Raw genomic sequence first — 13,326 nt, forward strand, 5'->3', positions numbered from 1 at the left:
GCTTAGTCTACGGGGTTGTGCAAGGTAAGCGCAGGGTTGGGGGATAAATGGTTTGGTTCAATCCCATGACGCAGGGCAAAACCCGCATTAGCTTGAAGGAGCTACGATTAACTGACATCACGACAGGACATCGAAATGAGTAAGGCAGACGAGCTCGCCGCGAAGCTGAAACAATCCCGGCAAACCAATGCTGACGCGACCATCGCCGACCAGGCCATCGACTACTGGCCCGCCCAGGTCTACGAGCTGTATCACCAGATCGAAGCCTGGCTGCAGCCATTGATCGAAGTGGGCCTGAAGCTGCGACGCAATTCCACCCACGTGTTCGAGAGTGCCCCGGACGGGGCGACTTACGATTACGCCATCGACCAACTGTTGATCGAAGGCAACCACCACAGCATCACCTTCGATCCCGTCGCTCGCTTCACCGCCGACGGTGCCGGACGGATTGAAATCCACTCGATCGGCAAGGAACTCGCGCTGTTGCGAACGGTGAACGAACACGGCGAGACGCAGTGGTGGCTGCAGGCGATCGAGCAATCCGGACAACAACCGGATGCGATCGCGCTGACGGAACACAACTTGCTGCTGGCCGTGCAAGAAGGCCTGGGGCTTTAAGGTCTACAACGTGCTCTGCTCCGCCGCCACCGAGGGAGGCGCCTCTCGCCTCCCGTCCAGCGCCGGCCGCTGCGCAGGCCGATTCAACGCTCGCAACACCGGGGAGTCATAGCCATACACATCGGGCTTGAATGTCACGCGCCCATCAAGACTCAGGTCCACCGTCCAGTAGGCCAACAGCACCGGCACTTTCACCGGCAGCCTGATGTTCTCTGTCTTGCCGTTGGCCAGCTGCTTTTGAATCCCTTCGCTGTTCCAGTGAAGCGGGTCGTTGAACAACAGCTCCACCAGTTGCAACGGGTTTTCTACCCGAATACAGCCCGAGCTGGTCGCGCGATTGGATTGCGCGAACAACTCGCGATGTGGCGTGTCGTGCAGATAAATGGAGTAGTCATTGGGAAACCGAATCGCCACCTGACCCAACGAATTTTCCGGCCCGGCATCCTGACGCAGCGTAAGGCCGCGCGGGTTATCCCAATCGACGGTGGACGGATCGAGCACATTGCCTTCTCGATCGATCACACGAATCCGGTTGGCATCAAGGTAGCCAGGATTGTCGCGAATCTTCGGCAGCATGTCCTTGACCAGAATCGTCGGCGGCACGGTCCAGGTCGGGTTGAACGTGACGTAGGTGATCGCGGATTGAAAGATCGGCGTGCTGCGAAACGGCTTGCCGACCTGCACCCGGGAACGCCAGATCGGCTTGCCATCGCGATAAAACGCGACCTTATACCCGGCGATATCGACAACAACGAAGGTGCCCTGAAGTTTGTACAGCAGCCACCGCGCCCGCTCCATGTTCACCCGCACCTGGTCGATTCGCGCCTCGACCGGCACATTCAGCGCCGCCAGTGTCGCCGGCCCCGCTACACCGTCCGCCCCCAGGTATTGCTCGGCCTGATACTTCTTCACCGCCGCCGTGACGCTGTCGTCGTAGTCCGTACGCCCGGTCTTCTGCGGCGCCAGATAACCACCCGCCACCAAACGGGCTCGCAATTGCGCGACCGAGGCGTCGTCCATGCCGGGTCTGAGCGTCTGCGCTTGCGGGATCTTCGGCCAGCCGCCCCGGTCGCGAACCTTGCGCAGTTGCGCCAGGCCCTGTCGCAACGTGCCGTAAACCGCTTCTTGGGGTGGTGCCTGGGCGAAGGCTCGCGCGATGTCGTGGCTGTCGAGGGCGGTGAAAAAGTTGTTGACGTCCTCCCGAGGGTCGACGCCGACGGGGTCGAAGTTCCAGTGGATGTCCAGCCGCGAAGGATCAACCTTGCCGCGCCGCAATTGCAGCAGCGCCGTGATGTACGTCTGGGTCGCCGAGATATCAAAGGCTGCCCGTTCCCCGGGAGTGGGCGCTGTTGTTTGCATCAACGTTCTGGCGGTAACCAGTTCAGCAATTCGAAAATCCGCAGGGTTCAGGCCATCGATCTCGGTGTCACTCAGGCTTTTCAACAACTGAACGACATCGTCATCGTCCGTCCAGGCAGCGCGATAGCCGCGATGGCTGTAGAAATCCAACACCACTCGGTTGACATCGACCCGTTGATGCCGCGGCGACGTGAGCAGCGGCGGAAACGCCGAACTCAAGGGCGCCAGCGCCGCCTGAATCGCCTGGCCGACGTAATCGCCGGGGGCAGCTTCGGCCACGGCGGTAATGGGAGATGCCGGCTCAATCGGCGAAGTTTGCGCGATTGCCGCGCCGCTTATCAGAAAGCCCATAAAAAATAGGCGGCTTATGACGAATAACCTTGTTAACTGCCCCATGGATAATCCTTAATCTCCCGTTTTCAACCGGCTAGCCTCGTGCGCGCTGCTAGACTCGAAATATTCAGATGAGACTTGTATATGGCCCCAGACCGCTTTGGCTGCTTAATGACGGCCCTGCTGCTGACTGCTTTTTTTACATTACCGGCAGCCTACGCCGATTCACTTGAAGCTGCCTTGGTCAAAGCGGCCCCCAATGCCAACGCCAAAGTCATTGCCCTGGCCGTTCGCGCCTCCCAATGCAGCCGAGCCCAAGGTACGGCCCCGGTGCAGAGACTGGCAGTGATCGATTATTCCCTGCCCTCGACCGTGCAACGTCTTTGGGTATTCGACCTTAAACAACGCAAATTGTTGTTCCACGAACTGGTCGCCCATGGCCGCAACAGCGGCGAGAACATGGCCAGCCAGTTCTCCAATCAGAATGCCAGCCACGCCACCAGCCTCGGCTTGTACCGCACCCAATCCAGCTATGTCGGGCAGAACGGTTATTCCCTGCGCATGGAAGGTCTGGAGCCGGGGTTCAACGACAACGCCTTCGAGCGAGCGATCGTCATTCACGGCGCGCCTTATGTCAGCCCTGTCCTGGCGCGAGCCAATGGCCGGATCGGCAGAAGCCTCGGCTGTCCGGCGGTGAGACCTGCGATTGCGCATCAGCTGATCGACTCGATGAAGGACGGGCAGTTGTTGTTCTCCTACTATCCGGATCAGCATTGGTTGAAGTCCTCTTCGTATATCAACTGCGGTAATGCCACCGTGGCGGATTCGTCCAGGCCCAACAGCAGTCGTTGAATACCGTGTGAAACTGTCAAAACTGTAATCTTGGCCTCAGGCTGCTGAAAGGCACCAGCCGCTAATCTCATCTCCATTAAGCCCTCCTCCCTCCGCTCAGGATGGACCTGAGGGCTTCTTCAGGTTGACGGACGGGAAAAACGGCATGCATTCCAACACCTCAAGACGCACCTTTGTAAAGGGCCTGGCGGCAGGCGGAGTCCTCGCTGGCCTTGGACTGTGGCGCACGCCGGTCTGGGCGATCACCAGCCCCGGCGAACCCAATGTTCTGGCCGGTACCGACTTCGACCTGTTCATTGGCGAAACCCCGGTCAACATCACCGGCACCCCTCGAACGGCAATGACCATCAATGGCGGTATTCCCGGCCCCCTGCTGCGCTGGCGCGAAGGCGACACCGTCACGCTGCGGGTGAAGAACAAACTCAAGGACAGCACCTCCATTCACTGGCACGGCATTTTGCTGCCAGCCAACATGGACGGCGTGCCGGGCCTGAGTTTTCACGGGATCGAACCGGACGGCATGTACGTCTACCAGTTCAAGGTCCGGCAGAACGGCACTTACTGGTACCACAGCCATTCGGGCCTTCAGGAACAATCCGGGGTGTATGGGCCGTTGGTGATCGACGCCAAGGAGCCGGAACCTTTCCAGTACGACCGCGATTACGTGGTGATGCTCACCGACTGGACCGACGAAAACGCGGCCAGCCTGATGAAGACGCTGAAAAAGCAGTCCGATTACTACAACTACCACAAGCGCACCGTGGGCGATTTCATCCACGACGTCAGTGAGAAAGGCTGGGGCTCGACGGTCGCCGACCGCAAGATGTGGGCCGAGATGAAGATGAACCCCACCGACCTGGCCGACGTCAGTGGTGCCACTTACACCTACTTGATGAACGGCCAGGCGCCGAACATGAACTGGACTGGCGTATTCCGCCCCGGCGAAAAACTGCGACTGCGGTTTATCAACGGCTCCGCCATGACCTACTTCGATGTGCGTATTCCGGGTTTGAAAATGACCGTGGTCGCGGCGGATGGCCAACACGTCAAACCGGTGAGCGTCGACGAGTTCCGCATCGCGGTGGCGGAGACGTTCGACGTCATTGTCGAGCCGACCCAGGACGCCTATACCCTGTTCGCCCAGTCGATGGATCGGACGGGTTATGCCCGCGGTACCCTGGCGGTGAAGGCCGGGTTGTCGGCGCCGATTCCAGCGCTGGATCCACGGCCGCTGGTGACCATGGACGACATGGGCATGGGCGGCATGGATCACGGCAGCATGGGCGGCGATATGGCGGGGATGGACCACGGCGCCATGCAAGGCATGGACGGCGGTGACATGCAGGGCATGGACAGCATGGCCGGGATGGATCACAGCAGCATGGCCATGGGCGGCATGGCCGGTATGCAATCCCATCCCGACACGGAAAAAGACAACCCGCTGGTGGACATGCAAGCCATGAGCACCGCGCCAAAACTCGACGACCCGGGCATCGGCCTGCGCGACAACGGCCGCCGCGTGCTGACCTACTCCGACCTGCGCAGCACCTTCGAAGACCCGGACGGCCGCGAGCCCGGCCGCACCATCGAACTGCACCTGACCGGCCACATGGAGAAGTTCGCCTGGTCGTTCAACGGCGTGAAGTTCTCCGACGCCGAACCACTACGACTCAAGTACGGCGAGCGGGTTCGAGTGGTGCTGGTCAACGACACGATGATGACCCATCCTATTCATCTACACGGGATGTGGAGCGACCTCGAAGACGAGAACGGCCAGTTCATGGTGCGCAAACACACCATCGACATGCCGCCGGGATCGAAGCGCAGCTATCGGGTCACCGCCGATGCGCTCGGCCGCTGGGCCTACCACTGCCATCTCCTGTACCACATGGAAATGGGCATGCTCCGTGAAGTTCGCGTGGAAGAATAAGGCGCTACCCATGACCAGACTCACTCCGATCTCTTTGGCCCTCGTTACCGTGGGCCTGACGCTCTCTTCGGCCATGGCCGCCACCGACGACATGCAGGGCATGGACCATAGCCAGATGCCGGGCATGGATCACAGCCAGATGCAGAACGAGGATTACGGGCAGATGCAGCCCGCCGCGCCGACCCAAAGCCGCACGCCGATCCCGGCATTGACCGATGCCGACCGCGCCGCCGTTTTCATCAGCCCCGCCGGCCATGACATGCACGACAGTGCGCTCAACTATTACTTGCTCGCTGACAAACTCGAATGGCAGGACGCCGACGACGGCAGCGCGCTGGCCTGGGATCTGTCCGGCTGGATCGGCGGCGACATCGATCGCCTGTGGCTGCGCTCCGAAGGCGAACGCGTCAATGGCAAAACCGAAGACGCCGAAGTTCAGGCCCTCTGGGGGCACGCGATCAGCCCATGGTGGGACGTGGTGACCGGCGTGCGCCAGGATTTCAAACCCGGCGATCCGCAAACCTGGGCCGCATTCGGCGTGCAAGGCATGGCCCTGTACAACTTCGAAGCCGAGGCTACCGCTTTCATCGGCGAAGGTGGCCAGACCGCCGCACGCCTTGAGGGCGACTACGACATCCTGCTCACCAACCGGCTGATTTTGCAGCCGACCGCCGAGCTCAACGTCTATGGCAAAAACGATCCGCAACGGGGCATTGGCTCCGGGCTGTCCAACACCGAAGCCGGCCTGCGGCTGCGCTATGAAATCCGCCGGGAATTTGCGCCCTACATCGGCGTGACCTGGAACCGCACCTACGGCAAAACCGCCGACTACGCCAGGGACGAAGGCGAGGACCGCAGCGAAGCCCGCCTGGTCGTCGGCGTTCGGCTGTGGTTCTAAACGCGTCAACTCAAAAACCTAAAAACCAACCGCTTAAAGCGGTAAGAGGCCTTGCATGCGCACCATCAAAACCACCGCTGTCGCTATCGCACTTTCCACCGGGCTGCTGATGAGCGCACTGGCTCAAGCCCACCCGAAACTGCTCTCCTCCACCCCGGCCGAAGGCGCGGACGGCGCAGCGCCCAGCAGAATCGAACTGCACTTCTCCGAAAACCTCATGACCCAATTCTCCGGCGCCAAACTGATCATGACCGCAATGCCCGGCATGGCTCACTCGCCCATGCCGATGAAAGCCAAAGTCTCCGGCGCCAGCGACCCGAAAACCATGGTCATCACACCGCTCTCGCCCCTGCCCGCCGGCAGCTACAAAGTCGAATGGCGCGCCGTGTCTTCGGACACTCACCCGATCACTGGCAACGTTACATTCAAAGTGAAGTGATGAATGAGCGACTCGGTCAGCGTTGCCCTGCGGTTTGCGTTGTATGTGGATTTGATGCTGTTGTTCGGGGTAGCGCTTTTTGGGCTGTATAGCCTTAAAGGGCACGAACGGGTGTCTGGGGCGGTACTGCCATTCCGGTCGATGTTGGCGGGGACGGCGGTGCTGGGCGCGGTGTTGTCTGTCGCCAGCATGGTGATGATGGCGAGTGCCATGAGCGGTGAAACGGCCTTCGCCGAGCTGCGTCCGCACATCGAGATGATGGTGTTTGAGACGGATGTGGGATTGGCCTGGGTGGTTCGCATCGTTGCGCTGGTCGTCGCGGGTTTGGCGGTGATGCTCCGTGCACCTGGTGTCAGTTTATGGGTCGCGGCTGTTGCCGGTGGCGTCGCCCTCTCCAGCCTGGCCTGGAACGGGCACGGGGCGATGGATGAAGGCAGTCGTCGTTATTGGCATTTCACCGTGGACATTTTGCACCTGCTCGCGGCGGGAGCCTGGATCGGGGCGTTGGCGGCGTTTGCGTTGATGGCGAAAATCAACGCCCTGCAAACTGAGGAGCGCATCGGGTCGTTGGCTCGCGCGGTTCATCGATTTGAGGTGATCGGCGCGCTGATTGTGGTGGTCATCACGGTGACGGGGGTTGTGAATTATCTGTTCATCGTTGGGCCGAAGCTCGATGAGGTATTTCTCAGCACTTACGGGATTTTGCTGTTTATCAAAGTGGTGCTGTTTGCCGGCATGCTGGTGCTCGCCGCGTTGAACCGGTTTCACCTTGGGCCATTGTTGGAGCGGTCGTTGCGGAACGGACAATACGCGGTCGCTGCCAATGCGTTGCGGCGTAGTGTGGTGGTGGAATGGGTGGCGGCAGTAGTGATTGTGGGGCTGGTGGCTTGGCTCGGAACACTGAGTCCGGAAATGGACGCCCTGTAGGGAATGAAAGCATCCGATGACCGGCCATAGCAGTCAGTGGACAGGATGAGGGGCGTTTACTAGGGTCTATCCACACCAGATTTCCAAGCCAGAGGGTTCAACACCCAAGCGCCAAGGTGAAAAAGCGGCGCAATTATCGAAAGGAGATCGAAAATGGCTGACGTAATGAAAGTGGTGGATGTCGACTTAAAAATACTTAAATCAAACCCACCGCAGCTACACATATCGGCAATTGGCCTGGTGAATTCTGGTGGATGGACAAACCCGAGACTGGAACCACGGGTTTATATCCAGTTCCCGCCAGACGGCATTCAAGACTTCGATTTTGTTGCTGATCCGCCCCAAGGGGCTGCTATACAGGTCATCCTTCCCATCGACGCATCAAAACTTTGGAAAGAGCCGCCACTCGATAAACTCAAGGGCGTAAGAGTCCACTCTGCTAGCAACTCGATTGAAGCGCATCTTAAGAGTTCGAAGTCCGTGGCTTGTGGATAAATAACTAATGTGAAGGGATACGTGTCGGGCCTTGCCTGGCACGTATCACCCATTGGAGCGTCACCTTGGCAGCACAATAAACCTCTGTGAGCGTCGTTTGATATGGATCAACAACGCCTTCCAACCATGGAGTAAGTTCAAGATCATTCCCACCAACGGGAACACAACATACCCTGGTTCGCAGCCATCCGACGCTGCCGATCCGCGTTATCACTGTGGAGATCGCCATGCACATCTACGTCAAGTCCCTCTTGGCCGCTTTGATCATGAGCAGCCCGTTGCTGACGCTGGCCGCCGAAAACCCCGAAACGGCGCCCGCCGCACCCACCAATGACGCAACCCAGACCATGCCCATGCAAGACAAAGCCATGAGCGAACAGATGAAAAAAATGCAGGCAGCTCACGACAAAATGGTTGCCGCCAAAACTCCGGCCGAACGCCAGGCGGCGATGCAAGAAGCCATGACTACGATGAAAAACAGCCTCGGCATGATGCACAACAATTGCAGAGGTATGGGGATGGGCATGGGCATGTCCGGTGGCAAGGGCGGCTCGGATACAGCGATGATGGACATGATGATGAAAATGATGGATCAGCAGTCCAGGATGATGAAGATGCCGATGGGCCAATAAGCATTGCGCCATAACACCCATTGCTGACGGTTAGCATTGGCCGGCATGGCCGGACGAAACCCCGGAACATTTTCGTCGGAACGGAGCGCGTCACATGAACCACTCAAGCCCCTCGGCCCCTCCAGCCCCCTCGTTCTGGCGCAGCAAACCCGGCATCGCGCTGGGTATGCTGCTGTTGATCGGGCTGTTCTACCTGGCCCGTGAGCATTACGGCCATATTTACCCGCTTCTGCCCTACCTGATTCTATTGCTGTGCCCGCTGATGCACCTGTTCGGGCATCATCACGGCAGACACTGACCCATGCATCGCCATCTCGATCATCAAGCACATTGGACCAGAGCCGGGGAGCATCGCATTCAGCGTGGATGACAGCCAAGAAGCGGTTTCACTACACTGATCCAGCCTTGCCCCCCACTCCATCCACAAAAGCCCGATAACAATGAAAACCATAAAAAGCACAATACTGCTCAGCGGCCTGCTGGCGCTATCCTGCGGCGCTCAGGCAGAGCAAAGCCCTTCGCACCTGGACACCGTCCTGCAAAAGGGCCAACTGCGCGTTTGCACCACCGGCGACTACAAACCCTATACCGTCAAAGGTGAAGACGGCGAATACTCAGGCATCGACATCGCCATGGCCCGCTCACTGGCCGACAGCCTGGGCGTGAAGGTTGAGTGGGTCCCGACCACCTGGAAAACCCTGATGCCCGACATGCTCGCGGGCAAATGCGACATCGGCGTCGGCGGCATCTCCGTCACCCTGGAACGTCAGAAAAAAGCCTTCTTCAGCACCACCCTGGATGTCGACGGCAAAATCCCGTTGGTGCGCTGCGAAGATCAGGCGAAATACCAGACCATTGAACAGATCAACCAGCCTTCGGTTCGCCTGGTCGAACCGGCCGGCGGCACCAACGAAGCCTTCGTCCACGCCTTCCTGCCCAAGGCGCAATTGCAACTGCACGACAACGTGACCATCTTCCAGGAACTGCTGGATAAAAAGGCTGACGTGATGATTACCGATGCCTCGGAAGCGCTATATCAGCAGAAACTCAAACCGGGTTTGTGCGCGGTCAACCCGACGCAATATATGCAGTATGGGGAAAAGGCTTATCTGCTGCCGCGGGATGACATCAGCTGGAAGTTATATGTCGATCAGTGGCTGCATCTGGCCAAGGTAACGGGGAATTACCAGAAAATTTTGGGCCAATGGATAGCGACGCCAGAGGCTAAATAGCCCGCTGGTTCATTCCCTGTAATTGAATGGACTCGCCCAAACCGAGGCGTCCGGCTGCGCAGCAGTCGTATAGTCTGACCACGCGATTCATCAGGCAAATCACGCAACGGCGGCCACACCCCAGCCGTTGCGTCCGGTTCGAGATCATTTTTCTGTTTCCTGTGGGCTGGAAGCGCGGCGGTTTTCAACCTTGACTTGAGACCGGCTAATGGGTGCCCCCTTTTCTCCTTGGCGCTGCTTTTTCCTTCCGTTTTCACTGGCGGACATCCGACGGATCAAATAGTGCATATAAACAGACACTTGATATTTCAATTTTTTCCAAGTGCGGCAAATTTCCCGGGGTGAGAGCTCTTTGCTCGCCTATACTAAAGAGATTAAATAATGCTGGTAAGTGCGCTAACAAGATACTGAAATTTAAAGCGTAGGTATCTTTGGGGTTGCGGGTATCGTGACGAGGATTTGAAATGAACGCCTTATTGAAAGAACTTCAGGCCTATCATCATGAAGTGGCTATGAAAATCACTCAGATCAAAGAGTTGCTGAGGAAGATAAGGCATGAATCCGATGGAGCCGATGACTGCAAGCTGTTGTTCACGATGCTGGAAGCCTTGCATGGTGATGCAGAGCGACATCACCATGAAAATGAAGAACTTATTCGGCTAGCGTTGCTAGCGACTGAGGCACCGATCCACCAACGGGTCAGGGATATCGAGCGAGATCATCAGGCATTTGGGCGCATTGCTGGACAGCTGAAGATGTTGGAGGGCACAACTAAGGAAACGAGAGTAATTGCTGACACTATCGATGACTTCATAAAAAAATATTACGACCACATGGACGCTGAGGAAAATATTTTCTTTCCGGCGGCAGATAAGTGGCTGTCAAACGACCAGTGGCAGGAAGTCAAGCGTCAATGGCATTAATTGGAAGTCGCCGTACTCCTTCAAAATTTGGCTATTACTTAGTACTGGCCTCACCAAGTAATTACGCGAATCTCAAGTATTAACTCACTGGGGTGCCCATGCATCGACGGTTCCTCGTGCAAGTCCCTTCGCTTTGGCGCAGGACAGCCTGTCTAGTCCTGAATAAGGTTTACACCTTCTGATCTGTTTTTCATGAGGGCGTAATGGAATCAGAACGGGACACCGACTAAAAAAAGGGGGCACATTTATTTACTCATGCTATCTCACTAAACCCCTCCCATTCTTGTGTTCACTTGCCCTGAACTACCGCAGCTAGACTCGCCTGAGCCCCGCAAGCCCAATCCTGATAAACTCTCCACCTCCCAGCCTCACCCATTCCAGAAACGCCAATGCCCCCAATCACCGCCACACCCGCCCCGCTCTCCCGTCGCTTCTCCGTCGCCCCGATGATGGATTGGACCGATCGTCACTGCCGCTTCTTCCTGCGCCTGCTCTCCAAGCACGCCCTCCTCTACACCGAAATGGTCACCACCGGCGCGCTGCTCAACGGCGACCACGACCGTTTCCTGCGTCACAACGAAGCCGAACACCCGCTCGCCCTGCAGCTCGGCGGCAGTGTCCCGCTGGACTTGGCCGCCTGCGCACGCATGGCCCAGAACCACGGTTACGACGAGGTGAATCTGAATGTCGGCTGCCCGAGTGATCGGGTGCAGAACAATATGATCGGCGCGTGCCTGATGGGGCATCCGCACTTGGTGGCCGACTGTGTGAAGGCGATGCGTGATGCGGTGTCGATTCCGGTGACGGTGAAGCATCGGATCGGGATTAATGGGCGGGACAGTTACGAGCAGTTGTGTGATTTTGTCGGCACGGTTCGGGATGCTGGGTGCACGAGTTTCACGGTGCATGCGCGGATTGCGATTCTGGAGGGGTTGTCGCCGAAGGAGAATCGCGACATTCCGCCTCTGCGCTATGACGTGGCGGCGCGGTTGAAGGCGGACTTTGCGGAGCTTGAGATTATTCTCAACGGCGGGATCAAGACGCTGGAGGCCTGCCACGAGCATTTGCAGACGTTCGACGGCGTGATGCTGGGCCGTGAGGCGTATCACAACCCTTATGTGATGGCTGAGGTGGATCAGCAGCTGTTTGGTAGCACGGCGCCGGTAATCAGCCGGGCCGAGGCGCTGGCGCAGTTGCGGCCTTATATTGCCGAGCATTTGCTGGCGGGTGGGGCGATGCATCACATCACCCGGCACGTGCTGGGGCTGGGCACCGGGTTTCCGGGGGCGCGCAAGTTTCGGCAGTTGTTGTCGGTGGATATTCACAAGGCTAAAGAGCCTTTGGCGTTGCTGGATCAGGCGGCGGAGTTGTTGGAGGGGCGTTGATCCCCCATTGCTCGTGCGTAGGCGCTTTGCCTCGTTAGAAAATGGCAGCATTGAATCGTGGCCGTCACTTGTTCGGCCCGAGCGCTCAAAGGTCTAATTCGCACACCGGCCAAATCGGTAAGCATTGAGGACATGACCCAGGCCTGCCCAGCACGCTAACCGTCACCTCCATTGAACCTGCGCCCCATTTCGGCATCGTAATTACCGATACCACGCCCCCGCCTTTCAAACATCTGTTTTCAGGATGTTGCCGCTGGGGCCTTCGCGACGTACATGCACCCTTGAGCGGCTGTCAGCGCTCGGGTAATGTCATTAGACCCATAGGACAGAGCACGCTCATGACTTCCAAGCTGGAACAACTCAAACAAATGACCACCGTGGTTGCCGACACCGGCGACTTCGAAGCAATCGCTCGCGTTAAACCCGTGGACGCCACCACCAACCCTTCCCTGCTGCTCAAAGCGGCGTCCATTCCCGGTTATGCCGAGTTGCTGAACGCTTGCGTCAGTGACTGCAAGGGCGATGTGGGCTTGGCCAGTGACCGTTTTGGTGTGGCGGTGGGGCAAGAAATTCTGAAAGTGATCCCTGGCCGTATTTCCACTGAAGTGGATGCGCGCCTGTCGTTCGACACTGACGCCGTTTTGAAGCGTGCGCACCGTCTGATCGACCTGTACGAAAAGGCCGGCGTTGGTCGTGACCGTGTGCTGATCAAGATCGCTTCGACCTGGGAAGGCATCCGCGCTGCCGAGCAGCTGGAAAAGGAAGGCATTCAGACCAACCTGACCTTGCTGTTCTCTTTCGCTCAGGCTGCGGCGTGTGCTGACGCTGGGGTTTTCCTGATTTCGCCGTTCGTGGGCCGTATCTACGACTGGTACAAGAAAGCCACCGGCAACGACTACACCGGCGCGGATGACCCGGGCGTACAGTCGGTGACGCGTATCTACAACTACTACAAGGCCAATGACTACAAGACCGTGGTCATGGGTGCGAGCTTCCGTAATCTGAATCAGATCGAGCAGTTGGCCGGTTGCGATCGGTTGACCGTCAGCCCGGATCTGCTGGAGAAGCTGGCGGCGGATACGGGCAAGCTGGAGCGTAAATTGGCGCCGGGGAATGCCGGTGAAGCGCGTCTGAGCTTGAATGAAGCGCAGTTCCGCTGGTTGTCCAACGAGGATGCGATGGCAACCGAGAAGCTGGCTGAGGGGATTCGTCAGTTCGCTCGGGATCAGGAGAAGCTTGAGGCGTTGTTGCAGGCCAAGCTGTGATTTGAGTTAGCTGGATGCGAAAAGGGCGAACCTTGATG

Annotated in this window: 14 protein-coding genes; 13 read left to right on the forward strand and 1 reads right to left on the reverse strand. The window is 58.2% G+C overall.

What is annotated here, in order from left to right; translation table 11 throughout:
* Positions 1 to 135: 135 nt before the first annotated feature.
* Positions 136 to 618, forward strand: a complete 483-nt coding sequence (locus tag HCU66_RS17460) for a hypothetical protein (protein ID WP_205889652.1) — start codon at positions 136 to 138, stop codon at positions 616 to 618.
* Positions 619 to 621: 3 nt separating this feature from the next.
* Here HCU66_RS17460 and HCU66_RS17465 read toward each other — a convergent pair whose 3' ends face one another.
* Positions 622 to 2,373, reverse strand: a complete 1,752-nt coding sequence (locus HCU66_RS17465; protein ID WP_205889653.1) for a L,D-transpeptidase family protein — start codon at positions 2,371 to 2,373, stop codon at positions 622 to 624.
* 81 nt (positions 2,374 to 2,454) lie between these two features.
* Between HCU66_RS17465 and HCU66_RS17470 the strand changes: the two genes are divergently transcribed.
* From HCU66_RS17470 to tal, 12 genes are all read left to right on the forward strand, one after another.
* Complete coding sequence (locus HCU66_RS17470; protein ID WP_205889654.1) at positions 2,455 to 3,162, forward strand: murein L,D-transpeptidase catalytic domain family protein; 708 nt, start codon at positions 2,455 to 2,457, stop codon at positions 3,160 to 3,162.
* Positions 3,163 to 3,307: 145 nt separating this feature from the next.
* Entirely contained in the window at positions 3,308 to 5,092 is a 1,785-nt protein-coding gene (locus HCU66_RS17475) for a copper resistance system multicopper oxidase (RefSeq protein WP_205889655.1), read from the forward strand.
* A gap of 10 nt (positions 5,093 to 5,102) precedes the next feature.
* Positions 5,103 to 5,990, forward strand: a complete 888-nt coding sequence (locus tag HCU66_RS17480) for a copper resistance protein B (RefSeq protein ID WP_205889656.1) — start codon at positions 5,103 to 5,105, stop codon at positions 5,988 to 5,990.
* 55 nt (positions 5,991 to 6,045) lie between these two features.
* The gene (gene copC, locus HCU66_RS17485) at positions 6,046 to 6,429 is read left to right on the forward strand and encodes a copper homeostasis periplasmic binding protein CopC (protein ID WP_205889657.1); all 384 of its coding nucleotides are present in this window, start codon (positions 6,046 to 6,048) and stop codon (positions 6,427 to 6,429) included.
* Between the two features lie 3 nt (positions 6,430 to 6,432).
* Entirely contained in the window at positions 6,433 to 7,356 is a 924-nt protein-coding gene (copD, locus tag HCU66_RS17490; protein ID WP_205889658.1) for a copper homeostasis membrane protein CopD, read from the forward strand.
* Positions 7,357 to 7,509: 153 nt separating this feature from the next.
* Positions 7,510 to 7,851, forward strand: coding sequence for a hypothetical protein (locus HCU66_RS17495; protein WP_205889659.1), 342 nt, complete (start codon positions 7,510 to 7,512; stop codon positions 7,849 to 7,851).
* A 227-nt stretch (positions 7,852 to 8,078) separates the two neighbouring features.
* Positions 8,079 to 8,483: a hypothetical protein gene (locus HCU66_RS17500; protein WP_205889724.1), complete on the forward strand. Its 405-nt coding sequence runs from the start codon at positions 8,079 to 8,081 to the stop codon at positions 8,481 to 8,483.
* 94 nt (positions 8,484 to 8,577) lie between these two features.
* A complete protein-coding gene (locus tag HCU66_RS17505) occupies positions 8,578 to 8,781 on the forward strand; it encodes a DUF2933 domain-containing protein (RefSeq protein WP_205889660.1) in 204 nt (67 codons plus the stop codon).
* A 142-nt stretch (positions 8,782 to 8,923) separates the two neighbouring features.
* Positions 8,924 to 9,715 carry a transporter substrate-binding domain-containing protein gene (locus HCU66_RS17510; protein ID WP_205889661.1) on the forward strand — a complete coding sequence of 264 codons (792 nt, stop codon included), beginning with the start codon at positions 8,924 to 8,926 and terminating at the stop codon, positions 9,713 to 9,715.
* A 464-nt stretch (positions 9,716 to 10,179) separates the two neighbouring features.
* The gene (locus HCU66_RS17515) at positions 10,180 to 10,638 is read left to right on the forward strand and encodes a hemerythrin domain-containing protein (RefSeq protein WP_205889662.1); all 459 of its coding nucleotides are present in this window, start codon (positions 10,180 to 10,182) and stop codon (positions 10,636 to 10,638) included.
* Between the two features lie 389 nt (positions 10,639 to 11,027).
* On the forward strand, positions 11,028 to 12,023 hold the full coding sequence (gene dusA, locus HCU66_RS17520; RefSeq protein WP_205889663.1) for a tRNA dihydrouridine(20/20a) synthase DusA: 996 nt from the start codon (positions 11,028 to 11,030) through the stop codon (positions 12,021 to 12,023).
* A gap of 338 nt (positions 12,024 to 12,361) precedes the next feature.
* Positions 12,362 to 13,288 (forward strand): transaldolase, encoded by a 927-nt coding sequence (gene tal / locus HCU66_RS17525; protein ID WP_205889664.1) that lies wholly within the window; start codon positions 12,362 to 12,364, stop codon positions 13,286 to 13,288.
* Positions 13,289 to 13,326 lie beyond the last annotated feature (38 nt).

The organism is Pseudomonas frederiksbergensis, from assembly GCF_017114915.1.
GTDB lineage: Bacteria > Pseudomonadota > Gammaproteobacteria > Pseudomonadales > Pseudomonadaceae > Aquipseudomonas > Aquipseudomonas frederiksbergensis_I.

Excerpts from the sequence above, each read along its gene's own strand:
- HCU66_RS17505 (WP_205889660.1), top strand. The coding sequence starts at position 8,578 with ATGAACCACTCAAGCCCCTCGGCCCCTCCAGCCCCCTCGTTCTGGCGC.
- HCU66_RS17495 (WP_205889659.1), top strand. The coding sequence starts at position 7,510 with ATGGCTGACGTAATGAAAGTGGTGGATGTCGACTTAAAAATACTTAAA.
- copD (WP_205889658.1), top strand. The coding sequence starts at position 6,433 with ATGAGCGACTCGGTCAGCGTTGCCCTGCGGTTTGCGTTGTATGTGGAT.
- HCU66_RS17480 (WP_205889656.1), top strand. The coding sequence starts at position 5,103 with ATGACCAGACTCACTCCGATCTCTTTGGCCCTCGTTACCGTGGGCCTG.
- HCU66_RS17515 (WP_205889662.1), top strand. The coding sequence starts at position 10,180 with ATGAACGCCTTATTGAAAGAACTTCAGGCCTATCATCATGAAGTGGCT.
- HCU66_RS17500 (WP_205889724.1), top strand. The coding sequence starts at position 8,079 with ATGCACATCTACGTCAAGTCCCTCTTGGCCGCTTTGATCATGAGCAGC.
- tal (WP_205889664.1), top strand. The coding sequence starts at position 12,362 with ATGACTTCCAAGCTGGAACAACTCAAACAAATGACCACCGTGGTTGCC.
- HCU66_RS17510 (WP_205889661.1), top strand. The coding sequence starts at position 8,924 with ATGAAAACCATAAAAAGCACAATACTGCTCAGCGGCCTGCTGGCGCTA.
- HCU66_RS17470 (WP_205889654.1), top strand. The coding sequence starts at position 2,455 with ATGGCCCCAGACCGCTTTGGCTGCTTAATGACGGCCCTGCTGCTGACT.
- HCU66_RS17475 (WP_205889655.1), top strand. The coding sequence starts at position 3,308 with ATGCATTCCAACACCTCAAGACGCACCTTTGTAAAGGGCCTGGCGGCA.
- copC (WP_205889657.1), top strand. The coding sequence starts at position 6,046 with ATGCGCACCATCAAAACCACCGCTGTCGCTATCGCACTTTCCACCGGG.
- HCU66_RS17465 (WP_205889653.1), bottom strand. The coding sequence starts at position 2,373 with ATGGGGCAGTTAACAAGGTTATTCGTCATAAGCCGCCTATTTTTTATG.
- dusA (WP_205889663.1), top strand. The coding sequence starts at position 11,028 with ATGCCCCCAATCACCGCCACACCCGCCCCGCTCTCCCGTCGCTTCTCC.
- HCU66_RS17460 (WP_205889652.1), top strand. The coding sequence starts at position 136 with ATGAGTAAGGCAGACGAGCTCGCCGCGAAGCTGAAACAATCCCGGCAA.